Source organism: Phenylobacterium sp., from assembly GCF_037968635.1.
Classification (GTDB): Bacteria; Pseudomonadota; Alphaproteobacteria; order Caulobacterales; family Caulobacteraceae; genus Phenylobacterium.
The window spans coordinates 1-16,777 of record NZ_JBBKVV010000029.1 but is presented as its reverse complement, the minus strand read 5'-3'; the positions used below and the strand labels follow the sequence as shown (position 1 = coordinate 16,777).

Genomic DNA, 16,777 nt, shown 5'->3' with positions numbered 1-16,777 from the left:
GCCCTAGACCAACCCTCCCCACCACCCTCATAGTCCGCCACAACAACCGTCTGGGGAGGCGACCATGTTGCGCAGATACGGGCTCCTGGCCCTGGGGCTGATCCTGATCCTTGCGGGGTCGGTCCTCGCCCATGCCGTCCAGACCACCCACGGCGTCACGGTCACCGATGTGCGGTTCGCCGGCGACAAGGGCGTGGTGATGAGCGGGCTGCTCTATCGGCCGGCCTCAGCCACCCAGGCGACACCGGCGCCGGCGATCCTCGCCAGCCACGGCTATATCAACACCCGCGAGATGCAGAGCGCCTTCGCCATCGAGCTGTCGCGGCGCGGCTTCGTGGTGCTGGCCATGGACATGACCGGGCACGGCAATTCCGGGGCCGCCGTCGGCCAGCAGGGCTTTGGCGGGCCCGCCGCCCTGCGCTATCTGCGCGGCCTGCCGTTTGTGGACACCGGCAATATCGGCCTGGAGGGCCACAGCCTCGGCGGCGGGCCGGTGGTGGCCGCCGCGGAGTCGGCACCGGACGGCTACAAGGCCGTGGTGCTGGAGGGGTCGACCCCGGCCATCGGGGCGGTGTTCGGGGCCGCCGCCAAGGGCAGCCTGCGCAACCTGGCCCTGGTGTTTGGCCAGTATGACGAGTTCGCGCCCCTGATGTGGCAGGTGGCCAAGGGCGGCGACGTGGAGACCTCGAAGTCCCTGCAGGCGATGTTCGGGTCCGCCGGCCCTGTGGTGGAGGGCCGTGTCTATGGCGACGCCGCCGCCGGGACCGCGCGGGTGCTGCACAACCCGCCCATCACCCATCCTTGGGAGCACTTCTCCGCCGCCGGGGTCAGTCCCGCCGTGGACTGGTTCCAGACCCAGCTCTCGGGCGCGGCGCGGCCCCTGCCGCCGGGCGATCAGATCTGGATCTGGAAGGAGGTCGGCACGGGCGTGGGATTCCTGGGCTTTGTCCTGCTGCTGCTGGGGACCTTCCAGGTCCTGCTCCGTGTGCCGGTGTTCGCCGGTCTGGCGCGGCCGGCGGAGCCCGCCGGGACGCAGAGGGGCGGCAAGTGGTGGCTGGCGGCCATGCTGACCGCCGTGGTCCCGGCCTGCACCTTCTTCGCCTTCATGGAGATCGGAAACCTGTTCTTCCCGATGAAGCTGTTCCCGCAGTTCATCACCAACCAGCTGCTGGTCTGGGCGATCCTCAACGGGGTGATCACCCTGGTGCTGGGATTGTTTCTGAAGGGCGGCAAGAGCGCCTTCACCACTGACTGGCCGCGCGCGGTCGCCATCGCGGTGGCCACCGTGGCGGTGGGATATCTGTCGCTGGCCGCCGTGGATGCGCTGTTCCAGGTGGACTACCGGTTCTGGGTCCTGGGGCTGAAGCCGCTGGACGGCCCGCACGCGCTGATGGCCCTGGCCTATCTGCCGCTCTGGACGGCCTTCTTCCTGGTGTCGCTGCGGGCGCTCAACACCAACCTGGCGGTGCGGGGGGAGGGGGCGGCCGCCTACCTGACCGCCGCGCTGTCGATGTGCGCGGGGTTCGTCATCCTGCTGGCGATCCAGTACGGCAGCCTGTTCGCCACCGGCCTGCTGGCCGTGCCGAGCGCGTCGCTGAACACCATCATCGCCATCCAGTTCGTGCCGCTGCTGGCCATGGTCGGCGTGATCGCCGCCTTCACCTACCGGCGCACCAACAGCTACGTCCCCGGCGCCCTGATCTGCGCCCTGGTGATCTGCTGGTACGTGACGGCGGGCACCGCCACCCACTGGTCGCCGGAGTTCCGGCTGCCGGGGGCGGCGGCGACGTCGAAATAGCGCCTTAGCGCAGCAGGGCCGAGACGACCTCGGAGATCAGGCCGGTGCGGGTCTGGGCCAGGTAGTACTGGTCGTCGACATGGACCCAGCGATAGCCGGCGGGCGGCGTGCGCAGACGATACGTGGTGGGGTTCGCGACATAGTATTGCTGGCTGATGTAGGTGGTCGGCAGGCGCTGGCCGCGATTGTACATCTTCTTGTACTGGCCGGGCGGCATGCCGCCCGGCTTCTTGGCCAGGCCCGGAGGCGTCTTGGCGCCGTGGTGGCCATCGTTGTCGTAGTGGGCCTTGTCGTGCGACTTGCTGTGATGTTTGTCGCCGTGCTTTTCGCCATGCTTGCCGTGGCCGCCCGGATCGGCGGAGGCGGCCAGCGGCGCCCCCAGGCCGAGGGTGGCGGTGGCGGCGGCGATCAGTAGAAGTTTCATCTTGGCATCCTTCGGGGGCGGTCCCTCGGGCTACCAACGCAGACCGGCCCCGATGGTTCGTCGGCTAAGCGACAATCCGGTAGGCGCAGCGCCGCGCCCCGGCCAGGATGTGCTCCAGCCGCTCGACCTTGGCCGGGGCCAGCAGCATCTGGAACAGGGACAGTTCGGCGCGGCAGAAGCCCTGGCAGGCGGTGGCGGCCGCGCAGATCGGGCAATGGTTCTCGATCAGCAGGTAGGAGCCGTCGTCCTGCGCGCTCCATTCAGCCATGTAGCCCTCGGCGGCCCGCAGTTGCGCCAGCCGGGCCAGCCGCGCCTCCAGGCCCGCGTCAGGCAGGGCGGCGCTGTAACCCTCAGCCACCAGCCGCTCGCGCCGGGCGATCAGCCGGTCCAGCACCGCGGGCCCGAACTCGGCCCGCACCGCCTCGATCAGGTCCACGGTCATCTGGGCGTGGGTGTCGGGGAACCGGCCGTGCCCCTTGGCGGTCAGCGACCAGGACCGTCGTGGCCGCCCCACCCCGGCGCGGGCGGTGACATGCTCCACCAGCCCCTCGGCGGCCAGCTTCTCCAGGGCCTGCAACGCCGCCTGCCGGCTGATCCCCAGCGTGGTCGCAAGCGCCAGGGTCCGGCTCGGGCCCCGGGTCTTGATCTGGAACAGCAGGTCGTCGGGCGTGCTTCGCATTTGACAATCAATCTATTGCAAACCTGAGCCGCCCCGTCTAGTCGTCTGCACATTCGCCCTGTTGAGCCTGTCGAAATGGAACCTGCCCAAGCCCAGGACGGAAGCTGGGCCGACGTCGTCGCCGACGGCCGGCTGCCGCTGTTCGCCCTGATCTGCCTGGGGGTCTGGCTGGGGGCCGCCGACAGCCTGGTCACCGCCACCATCATGCCCAGCGTCGGCGCCGACCTCGGCGGCTACGCCTTCTTCGGCTGGGCCACGGCGGGCTACCTGCTGGGCTCGGTCATGGCCGGGGCGAGCTCGGGGCTGCTGGCCCGGCGCTTTGGCCTGCGCCGGGGCACGGCCTGGGCGGCCCTGCTCTACGCCTTCGGCTGCGCGCTCAGCGCCGCGGGACCCGACATCGCCACCTTCCTCGTCGGCCGCCTGCTGCAGGGGATTGGCGGCGGCTGGGTCACCGGATTCTGCTCCGTGGCCATCGGCCTGCTCTTCCCCAACCGCCTGCTGCCCCGTGTCTACGCCGCCATCACCGCCGTCTGGGGTGTCGCCAGCCTGGTGGGGCCCATGATCGGCGGGGTCTTCGCCGACGCCGGCGTTTGGCGCTGGGTCTTCTGGTTCTTCGCCATCCAGGCTGTGGCCGTCGCCGGCGCGGCCTTCCTGATGCTCCCCAAGGGCCAGAACGGCGAAGCGGGCCAGGGTGTGGCATGGGGTCAGCTCGGCCTCATCGCCGGCGGCGTCGTGGCTATCGGCGCGGCTGACGTGGCCGGGACCTTCGGACGTTCGGCGGGCCTGACCCTGGTGGGCGTGGTCCTGCTGCTGGCCATGGTCTGGCTGGACGAGCGCGCCGTGGTCCGACTGCTCCCCAAGGGCTCGGGTTCGCTGCGCACCATCCCGGGCTCGGGCTACGCCAGCATGTTCCTGCTGACGGCGGCCTCCATGGGTTACGCCATCTACGGTCCTGCGATCCTGCAACAGCTCGCCGGTTTGTCTGCCCTGACCGCCGGCTATGTGATCGCCGGAGAGGCGGCGGCCTGGACCCTCGCGGGTCTGGCCGTCGCCCATCTCACCGGACGCTGGCCCGGCCGCATGATCCTGATGGGCGCGCTCTGCGCCACGGCCGGTGTCGGCGCCAGCGCCCTGGTCTTCCCGACCGGCTCGGTTCTTGGGATCGCCCTGGCCGGCGCGGCGCTGGGGGCGGGGTTCGGGCTGTCCTGGGCCTTCATGAGCCAGTCGATTCTGGCGGCCCTGCCCGACGAGGAGCGGGCCATCGGCGCGGCGGCCATGACCACGGTGCGCCTGACAGGCTCGGCGGCGGGGGCGGCCATGGCGGGCGCGGTCGCCAATCTGGTGGGCTTCTCGCACGGCCTCAGCGACGCTACCGCCAGGTCGGCCGGCGTCTGGGTCTTCGTCGCCGCCCTGCCGGTGGCGCTGGCGGGGGTATGGACCGCGCGGCGCCTGGCGAGTTTCCGCTAGAGTTGGTCCAGCCCGTAGGCCGCGTGCAGAGCCCGCACCGCCAGCTCGGTATAGGCCGCGTCGATCAGCACGCTGATCTTGATCTCGCTGGTGGAGATCACCTGGATGTTGACGCCCTTCTCGGCCAGGGCGCCGAACATGGTCTTGGCGACGCCGGTGTGGCTGCGCATGCCCACCCCGATGACCGAGACCTTGGCGACGTCCTCGTTGACGGCCACGTCCTCGAAGCCGATTTGCGCTTGGGCGGCGCGGACGATCTCCACGGCGCGGGCCGCGTCACGCTTGCCCACCGTGAACTCCATGTTGGCGGTGTCGGCGGTGCGGGCGTGGCTCTGGACGATCATGTCCACATTGACGTTGGCGTCGGCGAGCGCGCCGAAGACCACCGAGGACACCCCGGGATGGTCGGGCAGGCCGTACAGCGTGATCTTGGCCTCGTCGCGGCTATAGGCGACCCCGCTCACGATGCGCTTTTCCATGATCTCTTCCTCGTCGCACACGATGGTGCCTTGGCCGGGCGCTTCGCCGGGCTCGACAAAACTGGACAGCACCCGCACCGGCACGTTCTGGGCCATGGCGAGTTCGACGGAGCGGGTCTGCAGGACCTTGGCGCCCAGGGACGCCATCTCCAGCATCTCCTCGTAGGAGATCTTGTTGAGCTTGCGGGCCTTGCTCTCGATCCGCGGGTCGGTGGTGTAGACGCCGTCCACGTCGGTATAGATGTCGCAGCGGATGGCCTTGACCGCCGCGGCGATGGCCACGGCGCTGGTGTCGGAGCCGCCGCGGCCCAGGGTGGCGATACGGCCGTCTCGCGTCACGCCCTGGAAGCCGGCGATCACCGCCACCTGGCCCTTGTCCATGGCCTCGATCAGATTCTCGGACGGGACGTCGTCGATGCGGGCGCGGCCGTGGGCGTCGTCGGCGATGATCGGGATTTGCCAACCCATCCAGGAGCGGGCGGAAATGCCCATGTTGCGCAGGGTCATGGCCAACAGGCCGGCCGTCACCTGTTCGCCTGAGGCCACCACGACGTCGTATTCGTCGTCGGAGGGCGCCAGGCCCTGGCTCGCGGCGCCGGCGCCGTCGGTCCAGGCCACCAGCTCGTTGGTCTTGCCGGACATGGCCGAGACCACCACGGCCACCTGATGGCCCGCGGCCACTTCGGCGGCCACCAGCCGACCCACGCGCCGGATGCGCTCCAGGTCAGCGACGGACGTGCCGCCGAATTTCATCACCAGCCGGGACATGGGCGTGGTCACAAGCTCCTTGAGGGGAGAGGGAAGGGCCGCGTTCTAGCGACGCTCGACGCGCGGGGCAACGCCGGGCTTCGCGCAAGCGCGGTTGGCGCGTAGAAGGAGGCCCATGACCGTCGCTTCCAGCATCGACCCCGAAGATGTCGAACGCTTCTCGCGCATCGCCGCCGAATGGTGGGATCCGAAGGGCAAGTTCGCCCCGTTGCACAAGTTCAACCCCGTGCGCCTGTCCTTCATCCGCGAGCAGGCCCTGGTCCGTTTCGGACGCGACAGCCAGGCGCGCAAGCCCTTCGAGGGCCTGAAACTGCTGGATATCGGTTGCGGCGGTGGGCTGCTCTCCGAGCCGATGACCAAGCTGGGCTTCTCCGTCACGGGGGTCGACGCTTCGGAGCGCAATATCGGCACGGCCAGCGCCCACGCCGCCGAACAGAAGCTCGAGATCGACTACCGCGCCGGCACCGCCGAGGGCCTTGAGGCCGAGGGTGCGGGCCCCTTCGACGTGATCCTCAACATGGAGGTGATCGAGCACGTGGCCGATCCAGGCGAATATCTGCGCACCTGCGGCCGCCTGCTGGCGCCCGGCGGCCTGATGATCGTCGCGACCCTGAACCGCACCCTCAAGGCCTTCGCGCTCGCCAAGGTGGGCGCGGAATATGTGCTGCGCTGGGTGCCAGCCGGCACTCACGACTGGACCAAGTTCCTCAAGCCCGACGAACTTCGCGGCTTCCTGCGGGACGAGGCCCTTCAGGTTCAGGGCCCCTTCGGGGTCGCCTTTGACCCGATGAACGGCCGTTGGTGCCGGTCTTCAGACTGCGACATCAACTACATGATGACTGTAACCCGCGACGCGTCGTAAACACGGCCCGTTCAAAGGACCGATACATGGCTTCGATACGCGTGCTCAGTCACGCTTTCCGCGCTTGGCGGCGCAATATGAAGTGGGCCAAGCACGAGCCGGAAACGCCGTATCTGGCCGACCTGCTCTCTGGCGCGCCCGTTTGCCTGCACGTGGGCGCCAGCGATGGCCGACATTCCTACGTGATGACCCAGGTGGCCCCGGACGCCCGAATCTATGCGTTCGAGCCCTCGGCCTTCACCTTCGACGTGCTGAAGCACTGTCTGGCCTGGCATGGCATTTCGCACCAGGTCACGCCGATCCACGCCGCCGTCTCCGACGCGCCGGGGGAGATGCTGCTGGTGACGCCGAAGAAGACCTCCGGCCGGATGGGTCGCGCCTACGCCTTCGTCGCCGATGCAGCGCCCGAAGGTAAGGTCCGCCCCGATCTCGAGGACGTCGGCGTCGAGCTGCAGCCGACTCCGGTGGTCACCCTCGACGGCTATTGCGAGGCCAACGGTGTCAGCCGCGTCGACTTTATCCGCATGGATATCGAGGGCGCCGAGCAGAAGGCGCTGACCGGCGCGCTCGGCGTCATCGACCGTGATCGGCCCCACATCCTGCTGGAAATCCACCCCGCCATGCTGGAGGCGCGCTTCGACGGCTCAGCCGAGGCGGTGGTGGAGATGTTCCGCTCCCGCGGCTACCGCATGTTCGCCCTGAACGGCGACCGGCTGGAGGAACGCACCACCGTGGTGCCGAACCTGCCCTGGAAGGACTACTTCTTCGTCCACCCCAGCCGCGCGCCGAAGCTCCCCGACGGCGTCTTCAAGGCGCGGATGGCGGCTTGAGCCTCTAGCCGAGCCTTGGGTCGCGTCCTAAACCTCACCCAACAACGAAATGGGGAGGCGACCGCATGCTGGCCTTGATGATGGACCGGGCGCTGAGCCTGCCGTCCATCCTGGAATATGCGGCGGCCTATCACGGCGACCGGGAGGTGGTGACGCGCACCGTCGAGGGGCCGATCCACCGCTACACCTATGCCGACGCCCTGGTCCGCGCCAAGCAGATGGCCAAGGCGCTCACCGCGCTGGGCGTGAAGCGTGGCGACCGGGTCGCGACCCTGGCCTGGAGCACTCACCGCCACTTCGAGCTCTATTACGCGGTCAGCGGCATCGGGGCGGTGCTGCACACCATCAATCCGCGCCTGCATCCCGACCAGGTGGCCTGGGTGGCCAACCACGCCGAGGACAGCGTGCTGCTGTTCGACATCACTTTCGGCGTGCTGGTGGGGGAACTGGCTCCCAAGATGACCACGGTGAATACCTTCGTGGCCCTCACAGACCGCGAGCACATGCCCAAGGAGTCGCCGGCTGGCACCCTGGTCTATGAAGAGCTGATCGCCGCCCATACGCCCGACTTCAGCTGGCCGGAGCTGGACGAGCGGACCGCCTCGGGCCTCTGCTACACCTCCGGCACCACGGGCAATCCGAAGGGGGTGCTCTATTCGCACCGGGCCACCGTGCTGCACGCCATGGCGATGGTGCAGCCCGACGCCTTCGACCTTGGCGCCCGCGACGTCGTCCTGCCGTGCGCCCAGATGTACCATGCCAACGCCTGGTGCACGCCGTATGGCGCGCCGCTCGTGGGGGCCAAGCTGATCCTGCCGGGCCGGCAACTGGACGGCCCCTCGATCTGCGAACTGGCGGTGGCGGAGGGCGCGACCTTCCTGCTGGGGGTGCCCACCATCTGGATCGGCGTGCTGGATCACCTGGACCAGACGAAACAGAAGCTTACCAGCGTGCGCACCGTCGCCGTCGGCGGCTCGGCGCCGACCGCCGCCCTGATCTCCCGGATCGAGGACCAGATGGGCGCCACCGTGCGTCAGATCTGGGGGATGACCGAGACCAGCCCCATGGGGGTGATCAACACCCCGCTGCCCAGTCATGCCGGCGAGGAGGCCGCCGTCGCCACCACGCGCAAACTGAAACAGGGCCGCGGCCTGTGGGGCGTCGAGATGCGCATCATGGCCGACGACGGTTCGCAACAGCCCCGCGACGGCGCCAGTCCCGGCGCCCTGCAGGTTCGGGGGCCCTGGGTCTCCTCGGCCTATTTCAAGAACGAGGGGGCGCAGGCCTTCACCGATGATGGCTGGTTCGACACCGGTGACATCGCCACCATCGACCCCGAGGGCTATCTGCGCCTCACCGACCGGGCCAAGGACGTGATCAAGTCGGGCGGCGAGTGGATCTCCACCCTGGACCTGGAGGACGCGGTCTCGTCCCACCCCGCCGTGGCCATGGCCGCCGCCATCGGTGTGCCGCATCCGAAGTGGGATGAGCGGCCCCTGCTGCTGGTCACCCTGCGTCCCGGCCAGACCGCCGACCCGGAGGAGCTCAAGGCTCATGTCGCCGCCCGCGTCGCCAAGTGGTGGACGCCAGACGAAGTGCGGATCGTCGATGCTCTGCCCATCGGCCCGACCGGAAAGGTGCTCAAGCGCGAACTTCGTGACCAGTTGAGCACAACCCCGGCAAACTAAGGGGTCGCGCGCCCGAACTCCGGTTGCGATCTCGCGTTCAGACCCCAGGTAAGGCTGAGACGACGGAGTAGCATGCGTGGCGCGTAAACGGCCCAAGGGCGTTCTGGAGATAACCTGGGCCGTGGCGGAATCCGCTGCGGCGGGTCGGAAGGAACATGTCCCGGTCGGCGCCGACTATCCCGACACCGTGGTCCGGCGCATCAGCTTCGCCGCTGGCGGCGGCCTGGGTTGGAAGCTCTCGGCCATCGAGAGCCCGCGCGCCAAGCCAGCCCCCTGGAAGATCGTCGTCGTCACCGGCGCGCCCTCATGGGCGGAATACTGGGCGCCGGCTGTCGCCGCCCTTCCCAAGGACCGCGAGATGGTGGTGGTGGATCGCCCCGGCTACGCTGGCTCCGAGCCCGTCGACTATGTTGGTGACATCGGGCAGCAGGCCTTGGCGCTCAGCCCCTTGCTGACAGCCAAGTCCGGCCAGAAGATCCTGCTGGTGGGCCAGTCCTACGGGGCCGCCATCGCCACCCTGATGGCGGCGGCGAATCCCGGCAAGGTGGCGGGCCTGGTCCTGCTGTCGGGCTACTACGGCCGCCCCGGCCCCACCGCCAAGTGGCTGTTGAAGGTCGGGGCTCGGATGTTGAAGATCATTCCCCGCGATGTCCGGCACGCCGTGCTGGAGGTCACCAACCAGGCGGGGCAGTTGGAAGGCATGCATGCGGCCCTCCGCCGCGTGAAGGTCCCGGTCCACGTCGTGCACGGCGATAAGGACGATTTCGCGCCCATCGAGCTGGCCGAGAAGCTGGTGGCCGAGACTCGCACTCGGCGGCCCATGCGGTTCGAGCGGGTCGTCGGCGCCGACCACTTCCTGAACGACGGCCCGACCGAGGACCTGCTGGCCACGCTCGAGGGCTGCATCCCGAGGCGCTGGGAATTCAAGCTGAACTGGCCACAGTGGGCGGACCGCCTGACGCTTCCCAAACTCAAGTCCAGGTCGTCGGCTCCGGCCTAGGGAACAAGTCATGGTTGTTGACGGTTGTCTCCCCCAGGGCGGGGCTCCTCCAAGGAGACGAACCGAGATGATCACCAAACTGCTTCTCGCGGCCGCTGCCGCCTCTCTGATCGCCGTTCCCGCCATGGCCCAGGTCGCCGGCGCCGCTGGTGTGAAGGCCGGCGCTACGACCCCGGCGGGCGGCACGACCGCCGGCGCGGCCATAGGCGCGCAAACCAACCTTCCCGCAGCCACGCCGCCTGTGGGCTCCACCACCGTGAATCCGCCCGCCGCCTCTGCGGCGACCTCGGCGACCGGCATGGTCTCGACCCCGGCTGCTGGCGCGTCGACGGGCATGGCCACCAACACCTCGGCGACGGCGGCGGACCTGACGGTCGGCGCGCCGGTCACCGACTCCACCGGAGCGCCCATCGGCACCATCTCGAAGGTGACCAAGGGCCAGACCGTCGCGGACACTTCGGTGACCCTGAGCGCGGGGGGCAAGACCGCGACCCTTCCGGCCTCCAGCCTGTCGCTCAGCGGCGGCAATCTGATCGCCACCCAGACCAAGGCCTCGATCTGGGGTCAGAAGTAGGCCTGAGATGCGTCGCGGGTCCGGACGTTCGCGTCCGGACCCGCCAAACGCCAATTTCCCTTGGCGCGCGTCATCTGAACGGCGATAAGGTTTGCCTCTTGAAAGTCTCGGGCATACCGAGATTTCGATAATCCGCCCGATCAATCGGGCGCTGTTCGGGGAACGCCAGGATGAAAGCCGCAGTGCTGCGCGAAGTGGGCAAGCCGCTTCAGATCGAAGATGTTCAGATCAACAAGCCGGGCCCGCACGAGGTTCTGATCCGCACCAAGGCGGCCGGCCTGTGCCACTCCGACCTGCACTTCATGCTGGGCTCATACCCCACGGTCCTGCCGACGGTTCTGGGTCACGAGAGCGCCGGCGTCGTCGAACAGGTGGGCTCTGAAGTCCGCACGGTGAAGGTGGGCGACCACGTCATCACCTGCCTGTCGGCCTATTGCGGCCACTGCGACCAGTGCCTCACCGGCCACCTGTCGCTCTGTGTCTCGCCCGAGACCAAGCGTGGCAAGGACGACGAGCCCCGCCTCAGCGCCGCCAACGGCCCGATGGCCCAATATCTGAACCTTTCGTCCTTCGCCGAGCAGATGCTGATCCACGAGCACGCCTGCGTCGCGATCCGCAAGGACATGCCGCTCGACCGCGCCGCCCTGATCGGCTGCTCGGTGATGACCGGCGTCGGCGCCGCGATCCACACCTCCAGCGTCCGTCCGGGCGAGACCGTGGCCGTCATCGGCCTGGGCGGGGTCGGCCTGGCGGCGGTCAATGGCGCGGCGATCGCCGGCGCCGGCCGGATCATCGCCATCGATAACGTCTCCTCCAAGGGCAACCTGGCCCGCGAGTTCGGCGCCACCGACTTCATCGACGCCTCCCAGACCGACGCGGTCAAGGAAGTGCTCGAAATGACCAAGGGCGGCGTGCACCACTCCTTCGAGGCCATCGGCCTGTCCAAGACCGCCGAGCAAGCCTTCAATATGCTGCGCCGCGGCGGCACGGCCAACATCATCGGCATGATCCCGGTGGGCCAGACCATCACCCTGATGGGCGCGGCCTTCTTGGGCGAGAAGAAGCTTCAGGGCTCGATGATGGGTTCCAACCGCTTCCCGGTGGACATGCCGCGCCTGGTGGACATGTACATGTCCGGCAAGCTGAAGCTCGACGAGATGATCTCGCAGCGCATCAAGCTGGAGCAGGTCAATGAGGGCTTCGACGACATGAAGAAGGGCGGACTGGCCCGCTCGGTCATCATGTTCGACTGATCCGAACGGCAGACCTGCGCCAAGGCCCTCCCTCGCGGGAGGGCCTTTTTCGTGGGTGCGATTCCGTCTTAGGGTTAAGAGGCTGTATTCTATAAATAAAATCAGTGCAGCTGGAAACCCGCTGGCCTGCGGCGGATTAGGTCTGGGTACCCTTCAGGAGCGCCCCCGATGGCCGACGAGTCCGACTCCGAACTGCTGCGCCTGGCGTTCATCTGGCATCGGCGGTTCGGCGAGCCGCCTCCGATCCTCACCGACGCGGAGATGATCCGGCGGGTGCTGGACTCGCTCCCGCCGGACCCCGTCAAGGAAAACGCTTAGCCCTGCAGGACCCTGCGCACCCCGGCGTTGAGGTCGTTCTCCACCCGGCTCTGGACATTGAACAGCATGGTGGCGCGGGTCGTGGCGTCATAGGCCGCCCAGGCGGGCAGGCCGGGCGCGTTGGGGTCGCCGGAGCGGGCGAAGGCCAGCCAAGCGGAGGACATCTGGTCAGCCACCGCCTGAGGCTCGTCACCCCGGCCCACGAAGTTGCGGGCCTTCTCGACGTTGTCGAACACCAGCGGGATCTCCAGGGCGTGGGGAGATTTCAGCCGCCCGCGCGACACCGGTGTCTCCCAGGTCAGCATGTAGACATAGGCCGGCGCCGCCTTCTGCGCGGCCTTGCGCTCGGCGATGGTGATGGAGCCCAGCCACATGCCGGTGGCGGTCTGGGCGGCGGCCGTCAGATAGGTCGGCGAATAGTCGGGGTAGACCTTCCTGAGTTCAGCCACCAGGGCTTCGGCCTTGTCGCCGGCCGCGGCCTTGGCGCGTTTGGCCAGGTCCTCCTCGGTCAGCTCGCCGAACTTCGGATCGCCGATCATGAAGAGGGTGCTCTCGTCCTTGTTGGTGCCGATCAGCACGGGCACGTCGGCGCTGATGGCCGGCGCGTCGGGGACGAAGGGATCACGGGGCAGGGCGGTCCCGTCCACCACAGGGGTGAAGCCACGCATCCGGTCGCCGACCTTCACACTGGCCCGGCTGAGGGCCTCGGTGTCGAGGACGGCCAAGTCAGCGGCGTCCTTGACGTCCAGCAGGTCGAGATAGGCCCGGGCGATCTTGCCGGCGTCGGCCGTGGTGGCGCCGCGCAGGCCGGGGCCCGACTGGATGATCGCCTTGTGGAACAGGCCCTTCGCGCCCGGCATCGCCATCAGCAGGGACACCTTCCAGCCGCCGCCGCTCTCACCAAAGATGGTGACGTTGGAGGCGTCGCCGCCGAAGGCCTCGATGTTGTCGCGGACCCATTCCAGCACCTGGACGATGTCCAGCATGCCGGCGATTCCGGACTGGGCGTAGTCGGGGCCAAAGGCCTCGCCCAGGTGCAGGTAGCCGAACACGTTGAGGCGGTGATTGACGGTGACGGTCACCACGTCGCCCTTCCGGGCCAGGGATGCGCCGTCATACATGGCCGCCCCACCAGAGCCGTTGGCGAAGCCGCCGCCGTGCAGCCAGACCATCACCGGGCGCTTGGCGTCATCCAGGCCGGGCGTCCAGACATTGATGAACAGGCAGTCCTCGGAGGAACCCGGCTCGTCCGGCGCTGGCGGGTCGCCGGCCGAGGAGCCGCGCTCGCCGGGCGCCATCCCCGACTGGATCGCTGGCGCGCCATAGCTCACCGCTTCAGCGATCTCGGTCCAGGGCGCCGGACGTTGCGGCGGCTTGAAACGGCGCCCACCGGTCGGCGGGGCGCCGTAGCGCAGGCCCTTGAAGACCTTCAGCGAGTCCTCGACATAGCCGCGGACGGGGCCGTTGCTGGTTTGGACCGTCGAGGTGCGGGTGAGCGGCGCGGGCGCCAAGTCGTCGGCCATTGGGTTTCCTCCGGAGCGAGGGCTCTGGCGGCCCCTGGCGTCATTCTGCGCCAGGGTATGGGAGGATGGCAACGCGACTACCGCGAGAACACGCCCATCAGCACGGGCCGTGCATAGTCCTCCATCACCCGCAGGGTCGAGCCCGGATGGCGGGTGGGGTCCATGGAGTTGGCGCTGTTGAAGGCCACCAGCAGCATCTGGGCGGCGAGCAGGGCGTCCACCGGGCGGATCGAGCCGTCGGCGATCCCGTCACTGATCTGGCCGGCGAAGGCGTGGCTGATCTGCTGGAAGCGCAGGCGCAGCTTGCGACGCATGGGGGTGGGCACGGCGGCCATGGCGTGGTGGCGCAGCATGCGGCCGGCCTCGCCCGAGGCCTGGTGCAGGATCAGGGAACAGACCGCCAGCCAGATGCGCCGCCAGCCGTCCGGCTGGTTGCCGGCCTGTAGCCTGGCCTCGTCGATCAGGTCGAAGGTGCGCTGGAAGCAGGCCGCGGCCAGCTCGTCCTTGTCGGTGTTGTGATGGTAGAACGAGCCCTTGGTGACCTTCAGCTGGGCGGAAATCTTGTCCACCGAGGCGCCGCGATAGCCTTCGCGGTTGATCAGGTTGGTGGCCGCGATCAGGAAGCGTTCGCGGGTCACCTCGTCGTTCTGGGCGACGGGCGAGCCCAGGACCAGCAGCGGCAGGTCGGGCCAGGTCTGCCCCTCTCCCGCCAGGCCGTTCAGCATGGTGTCGGCGATCCTGTCGGCCACCCGGGCATAGTCGTCAGGCTCATAGAGGGCCAGCCAGGCGTCGGCCCACCCAAGCTGGTCGACGATCAGGCGGGCCAGCGCGCCTCGCCGCGGCCGGGTCATCCAGGGCATGGCGTCGGTCTTGGCGAAGTGGCCGATCCGCACATAGAGCTCACGGAAAGCCACCATCAGCGGCTCGTGCTGGTCGCCCTCGATCAGGTGGATTTCGCTGAAGGGCGCCAGGGGCGGTTGCTCGCCGAGCTGGATCCGTCGGCGGACCTCGAAATAGGCGCTGACGAAGCGGCGCAGGCGCGCGGCGGGCTCGGCCTCCTGGAAGGCCTCGTCCAGCATCGCGTCCCAGCGCCGGATGGTGTCGTGGAGGACGGCGGCGGCCAGGTCTTCCTTGCGCTTGAAGTAATAGGTCAGGCTGACGGGGTGCAGATCCATCCTCTTGGCCACGGCGGCCAGGGTGAAGCCCGAGACCCCTCGGTCGTTGAAGACCTGCGTGGCCGCGGCCATGATCGCATCGCGCCTTGCGGCGTAGCGGGCTCGGGCCTTGGGTTGGCTCGCGGCGGGGGCCATGGAATCGTTGCTCCGACAGAGACTTAGGCTGACCTTAGAGCCCCGGGGCGCGACGGAAAAGCGGCGTCGCTGCGGAAATACCTGGCGAGCCTGTCGGGTCTTCGGGTCCTTGTTCGTCCTGCGGATGCGCCGCGAGAGGTCCAGTGCGTACTGGAGGCGGCCACGAAAAGGGAGAGCGTTCCATGACCACCCCCGACCAAGCGAGTCCAAGGGCCATGCTGTGGACCGGACGGGTGCTCAGCGGCTTGTTTGTCGCCTTCATGCTCATGGATCTGACCATGAAGCTGCTGGACCTGCCCGTGGTTGCGGAAACCTCGCGGCAACTGGGCCTGCCCACCGACCAGGCGCGTCTGCTGGGGACGATCCAGCTGATCTGCGTGGCGCTGTATGTCTATCCCCGCACCTCTGTGCTGGGGGCCATCCTGGTGACCGCCTACATGGGCGGGGCCATCGAGACCCACCTGCGGGTCGCGAGCCCTCTGTTCACCCACATCCTGTTTGGGGTCTACTTGGCGCTGATCGCCTGGGGCGGCCTGTGGCTGCGGGACGCGCGCTTGCGGTCCCTCTTTCCCTGGCGAAGGTCGTTAACGGCGTAGGCCGGCGACCTGGATCGGGTCCGCTGAGGCCAGCGATTGTTTGTCGGCCTCTTCGGTGTCGGCGGCTTCGCTGCGGCGGACGAGGTTGTCGATATGCGCTTTCTGAGCGCGGAAGGCGGCGAGTTGGGCCCCGGCTAGGATCGTGCCGGTGGGCACCTTGGCGCCGATCGGGCTGACTCGCTTGCCCTTCAGCCAGGTTTCGTAGTGCAGGTGGGGCCCGGTGGAGGCGCCGGTTGAACCCACATAGGCGACGAGTTGGCCCTGACGGACGCGCTGGCCGGGCTTCAGACCCTTTGCGTAGCGCGACAGGTGCCCGTAGCCGGTTTCCCAGCCGCCGGCGTGCCGGATGCGCAGCCAGTTGCCGTAACCGCCCCAGCGGCGGGCTTCCACCACCACCCCATCGCCGGCCGCCAGCACGGGCGTGCCGGAGCCTGCGCCGAAGTCGATGCCCTGGTGCATTCGGTTGAAGCCCAGGATCGGGTGGCGACGCATGCCGAAGGTCGAGGTCATCCGCGCGCCGTCCACCGGGGTGCGCAGCAGGAAGCCCTTGATGTTCTTGCCGGCGCCGTCGAGGTACTCGACGTCGCCGCCGGGCATGACGAACCGGTAGAAGCGGATGCCCTTGATCTCGGCATATTCCAGGTTGCCGGTTTCCACCGTGCGGCCGCTCTCGGTGACCTTGCGGTCGAAAACCAGTTCGAACTTGTCGCCCGGCTTGATGTCGCGGTCGAAGTCCACCTTGTGGGAGAAGAGTTTCACCATCTGGGCGGTGATTGACGATGTGGCCCCGAGACGCGAGGCGCTCTCGTAGAGCGAGCCGGTGATGGCCCCTTGGGCGACCGTGGTCTCCTCGCGGATTTTCTCTTCCATCTCCCGCAGGCGCAAAGCGCCGTCGAAGGTGCGGGAAACGGTGACGGCGGTGGCCGGGCCGGTGCGCAGCGACAGGCCGATGAGACGGGCCGGTCCGCGCTCGCCGCGGGGTTTGGCGATGGCGGCGTCGAAGGCCAGGCCCGCCTTGATATGAACGGTGTCCATGGCCTCGCCCAGGGTCTGGACAGCCTGACGGGCGTCGTCGGGGGCGACGCCGGCCCGTTGGACAGCGGCCTCGAAGGTTTCGCCGGGCTGAATCTTGACGGCGATGTTCTCGGGGCGCGTGAAGCCGGGCTGCGCTTCGGCCTGGGTGAAGGCGGTGTGCTGCAGGGCGCTGA

The 16,777-nt window shown here is 68.5% G+C and carries 16 protein-coding genes; 10 read left to right on the top strand and 6 right to left on the bottom strand.

The genetic code is table 11. The features are described from left to right. Window positions 1-64 precede the first annotated feature (64 nt). On the top strand, window positions 65-1,798 hold the full coding sequence (locus AAC997_RS03090; protein WP_340644235.1) for an alpha/beta fold hydrolase: 1,734 nt from the start codon (window positions 65-67) through the stop codon (window positions 1,796-1,798). A 4-nt stretch (window positions 1,799-1,802) separates the two neighbouring features. Here the strand turns inward: AAC997_RS03090 and AAC997_RS03085 are convergent, their stop codons facing one another. Both AAC997_RS03085 and AAC997_RS03080 read right to left on the bottom strand, forming a co-directional pair. Further along, window positions 1,803-2,222 carry an RcnB family protein gene (locus AAC997_RS03085; protein WP_340644234.1) on the bottom strand — a complete coding sequence of 140 codons (420 nt, stop codon included), beginning with the start codon at window positions 2,220-2,222 and terminating at the stop codon, window positions 1,803-1,805. 64 nt (window positions 2,223-2,286) lie between these two features. Next, on the bottom strand, window positions 2,287-2,901 hold the full coding sequence (locus AAC997_RS03080; protein WP_340644233.1) for a metalloregulator ArsR/SmtB family transcription factor: 615 nt from the start codon (window positions 2,899-2,901) through the stop codon (window positions 2,287-2,289). Between the two features lie 75 nt (window positions 2,902-2,976). Between AAC997_RS03080 and AAC997_RS03075 the strand changes: the two genes are divergently transcribed. Then, window positions 2,977-4,368: an MFS transporter gene (locus tag AAC997_RS03075; RefSeq protein WP_340644232.1), complete on the top strand. Its 1,392-nt coding sequence runs from the start codon at window positions 2,977-2,979 to the stop codon at window positions 4,366-4,368. Here the strand turns inward: AAC997_RS03075 and AAC997_RS03070 are convergent. After that, window positions 4,365-5,615, bottom strand: coding sequence for an aspartate kinase (locus AAC997_RS03070; RefSeq protein WP_340644236.1), 1,251 nt, complete (start codon window positions 5,613-5,615; stop codon window positions 4,365-4,367). The genes AAC997_RS03075 and AAC997_RS03070 overlap by 4 nt on opposite strands. A gap of 115 nt (window positions 5,616-5,730) precedes the next feature. Here AAC997_RS03070 and ubiG point away from each other — a divergent pair, with 115 nt between their 5' ends. From ubiG to AAC997_RS03035, 7 genes are all read left to right on the top strand, one after another. Beyond that, window positions 5,731-6,477 (top strand): bifunctional 2-polyprenyl-6-hydroxyphenol methylase/3-demethylubiquinol 3-O-methyltransferase UbiG, encoded by a 747-nt coding sequence (ubiG, locus tag AAC997_RS03065; protein ID WP_340644231.1) that lies wholly within the window; start codon window positions 5,731-5,733, stop codon window positions 6,475-6,477. Window positions 6,478-6,503: 26 nt separating this feature from the next. Further along, on the top strand, window positions 6,504-7,307 hold the full coding sequence (locus AAC997_RS03060) for an FkbM family methyltransferase (protein ID WP_340644230.1): 804 nt from the start codon (window positions 6,504-6,506) through the stop codon (window positions 7,305-7,307). 65 nt (window positions 7,308-7,372) lie between these two features. Next, the gene (locus AAC997_RS03055) at window positions 7,373-8,995 is read left to right on the top strand and encodes a long-chain fatty acid--CoA ligase (RefSeq protein ID WP_340644229.1); all 1,623 of its coding nucleotides are present in this window, start codon (window positions 7,373-7,375) and stop codon (window positions 8,993-8,995) included. Window positions 8,996-9,071: 76 nt separating this feature from the next. Continuing rightward, the gene (locus AAC997_RS03050; protein ID WP_340644228.1) at window positions 9,072-9,995 is read left to right on the top strand and encodes an alpha/beta hydrolase; all 924 of its coding nucleotides are present in this window, start codon (window positions 9,072-9,074) and stop codon (window positions 9,993-9,995) included. A 67-nt stretch (window positions 9,996-10,062) separates the two neighbouring features. Further along, window positions 10,063-10,569, top strand: a complete 507-nt coding sequence (locus AAC997_RS03045; protein WP_340644227.1) for a hypothetical protein — start codon at window positions 10,063-10,065, stop codon at window positions 10,567-10,569. A 170-nt stretch (window positions 10,570-10,739) separates the two neighbouring features. Then, window positions 10,740-11,822 (top strand): Zn-dependent alcohol dehydrogenase, encoded by a 1,083-nt coding sequence (locus AAC997_RS03040; protein WP_340644226.1) that lies wholly within the window; start codon window positions 10,740-10,742, stop codon window positions 11,820-11,822. A 168-nt stretch (window positions 11,823-11,990) separates the two neighbouring features. Further along, the gene (locus tag AAC997_RS03035) at window positions 11,991-12,140 is read left to right on the top strand and encodes a hypothetical protein (RefSeq protein ID WP_340644225.1); all 150 of its coding nucleotides are present in this window, start codon (window positions 11,991-11,993) and stop codon (window positions 12,138-12,140) included. Here the strand turns inward: AAC997_RS03035 and AAC997_RS03030 are convergent. Together AAC997_RS03030 and AAC997_RS03025 are read right to left on the bottom strand one after the other, a co-directional pair. Next, window positions 12,137-13,663 carry a carboxylesterase family protein gene (locus AAC997_RS03030; protein ID WP_340644224.1) on the bottom strand — a complete coding sequence of 509 codons (1,527 nt, stop codon included), beginning with the start codon at window positions 13,661-13,663 and terminating at the stop codon, window positions 12,137-12,139. The two genes, AAC997_RS03035 and AAC997_RS03030, sit on opposite strands and share 4 nt — an antisense overlap. A 77-nt stretch (window positions 13,664-13,740) precedes the next feature. After that, entirely contained in the window at window positions 13,741-14,973 is a 1,233-nt protein-coding gene (locus AAC997_RS03025; RefSeq protein WP_340644223.1) for a TetR/AcrR family transcriptional regulator, read from the bottom strand. 182 nt (window positions 14,974-15,155) lie between these two features. Here AAC997_RS03025 and AAC997_RS03020 point away from each other — a divergent pair, with 182 nt between their 5' ends. Beyond that, window positions 15,156-15,569: a DoxX family protein gene (locus AAC997_RS03020; RefSeq protein ID WP_340644222.1), complete on the top strand. Its 414-nt coding sequence runs from the start codon at window positions 15,156-15,158 to the stop codon at window positions 15,567-15,569. Here the strand turns inward: AAC997_RS03020 and AAC997_RS03015 are convergent. Continuing rightward, a partial coding sequence (locus AAC997_RS03015; RefSeq protein ID WP_340644221.1) for a M23 family metallopeptidase occupies window positions 15,558-16,777 on the bottom strand: 1,220 nt, incomplete at its 5' end. The genes AAC997_RS03020 and AAC997_RS03015 overlap by 12 nt on opposite strands.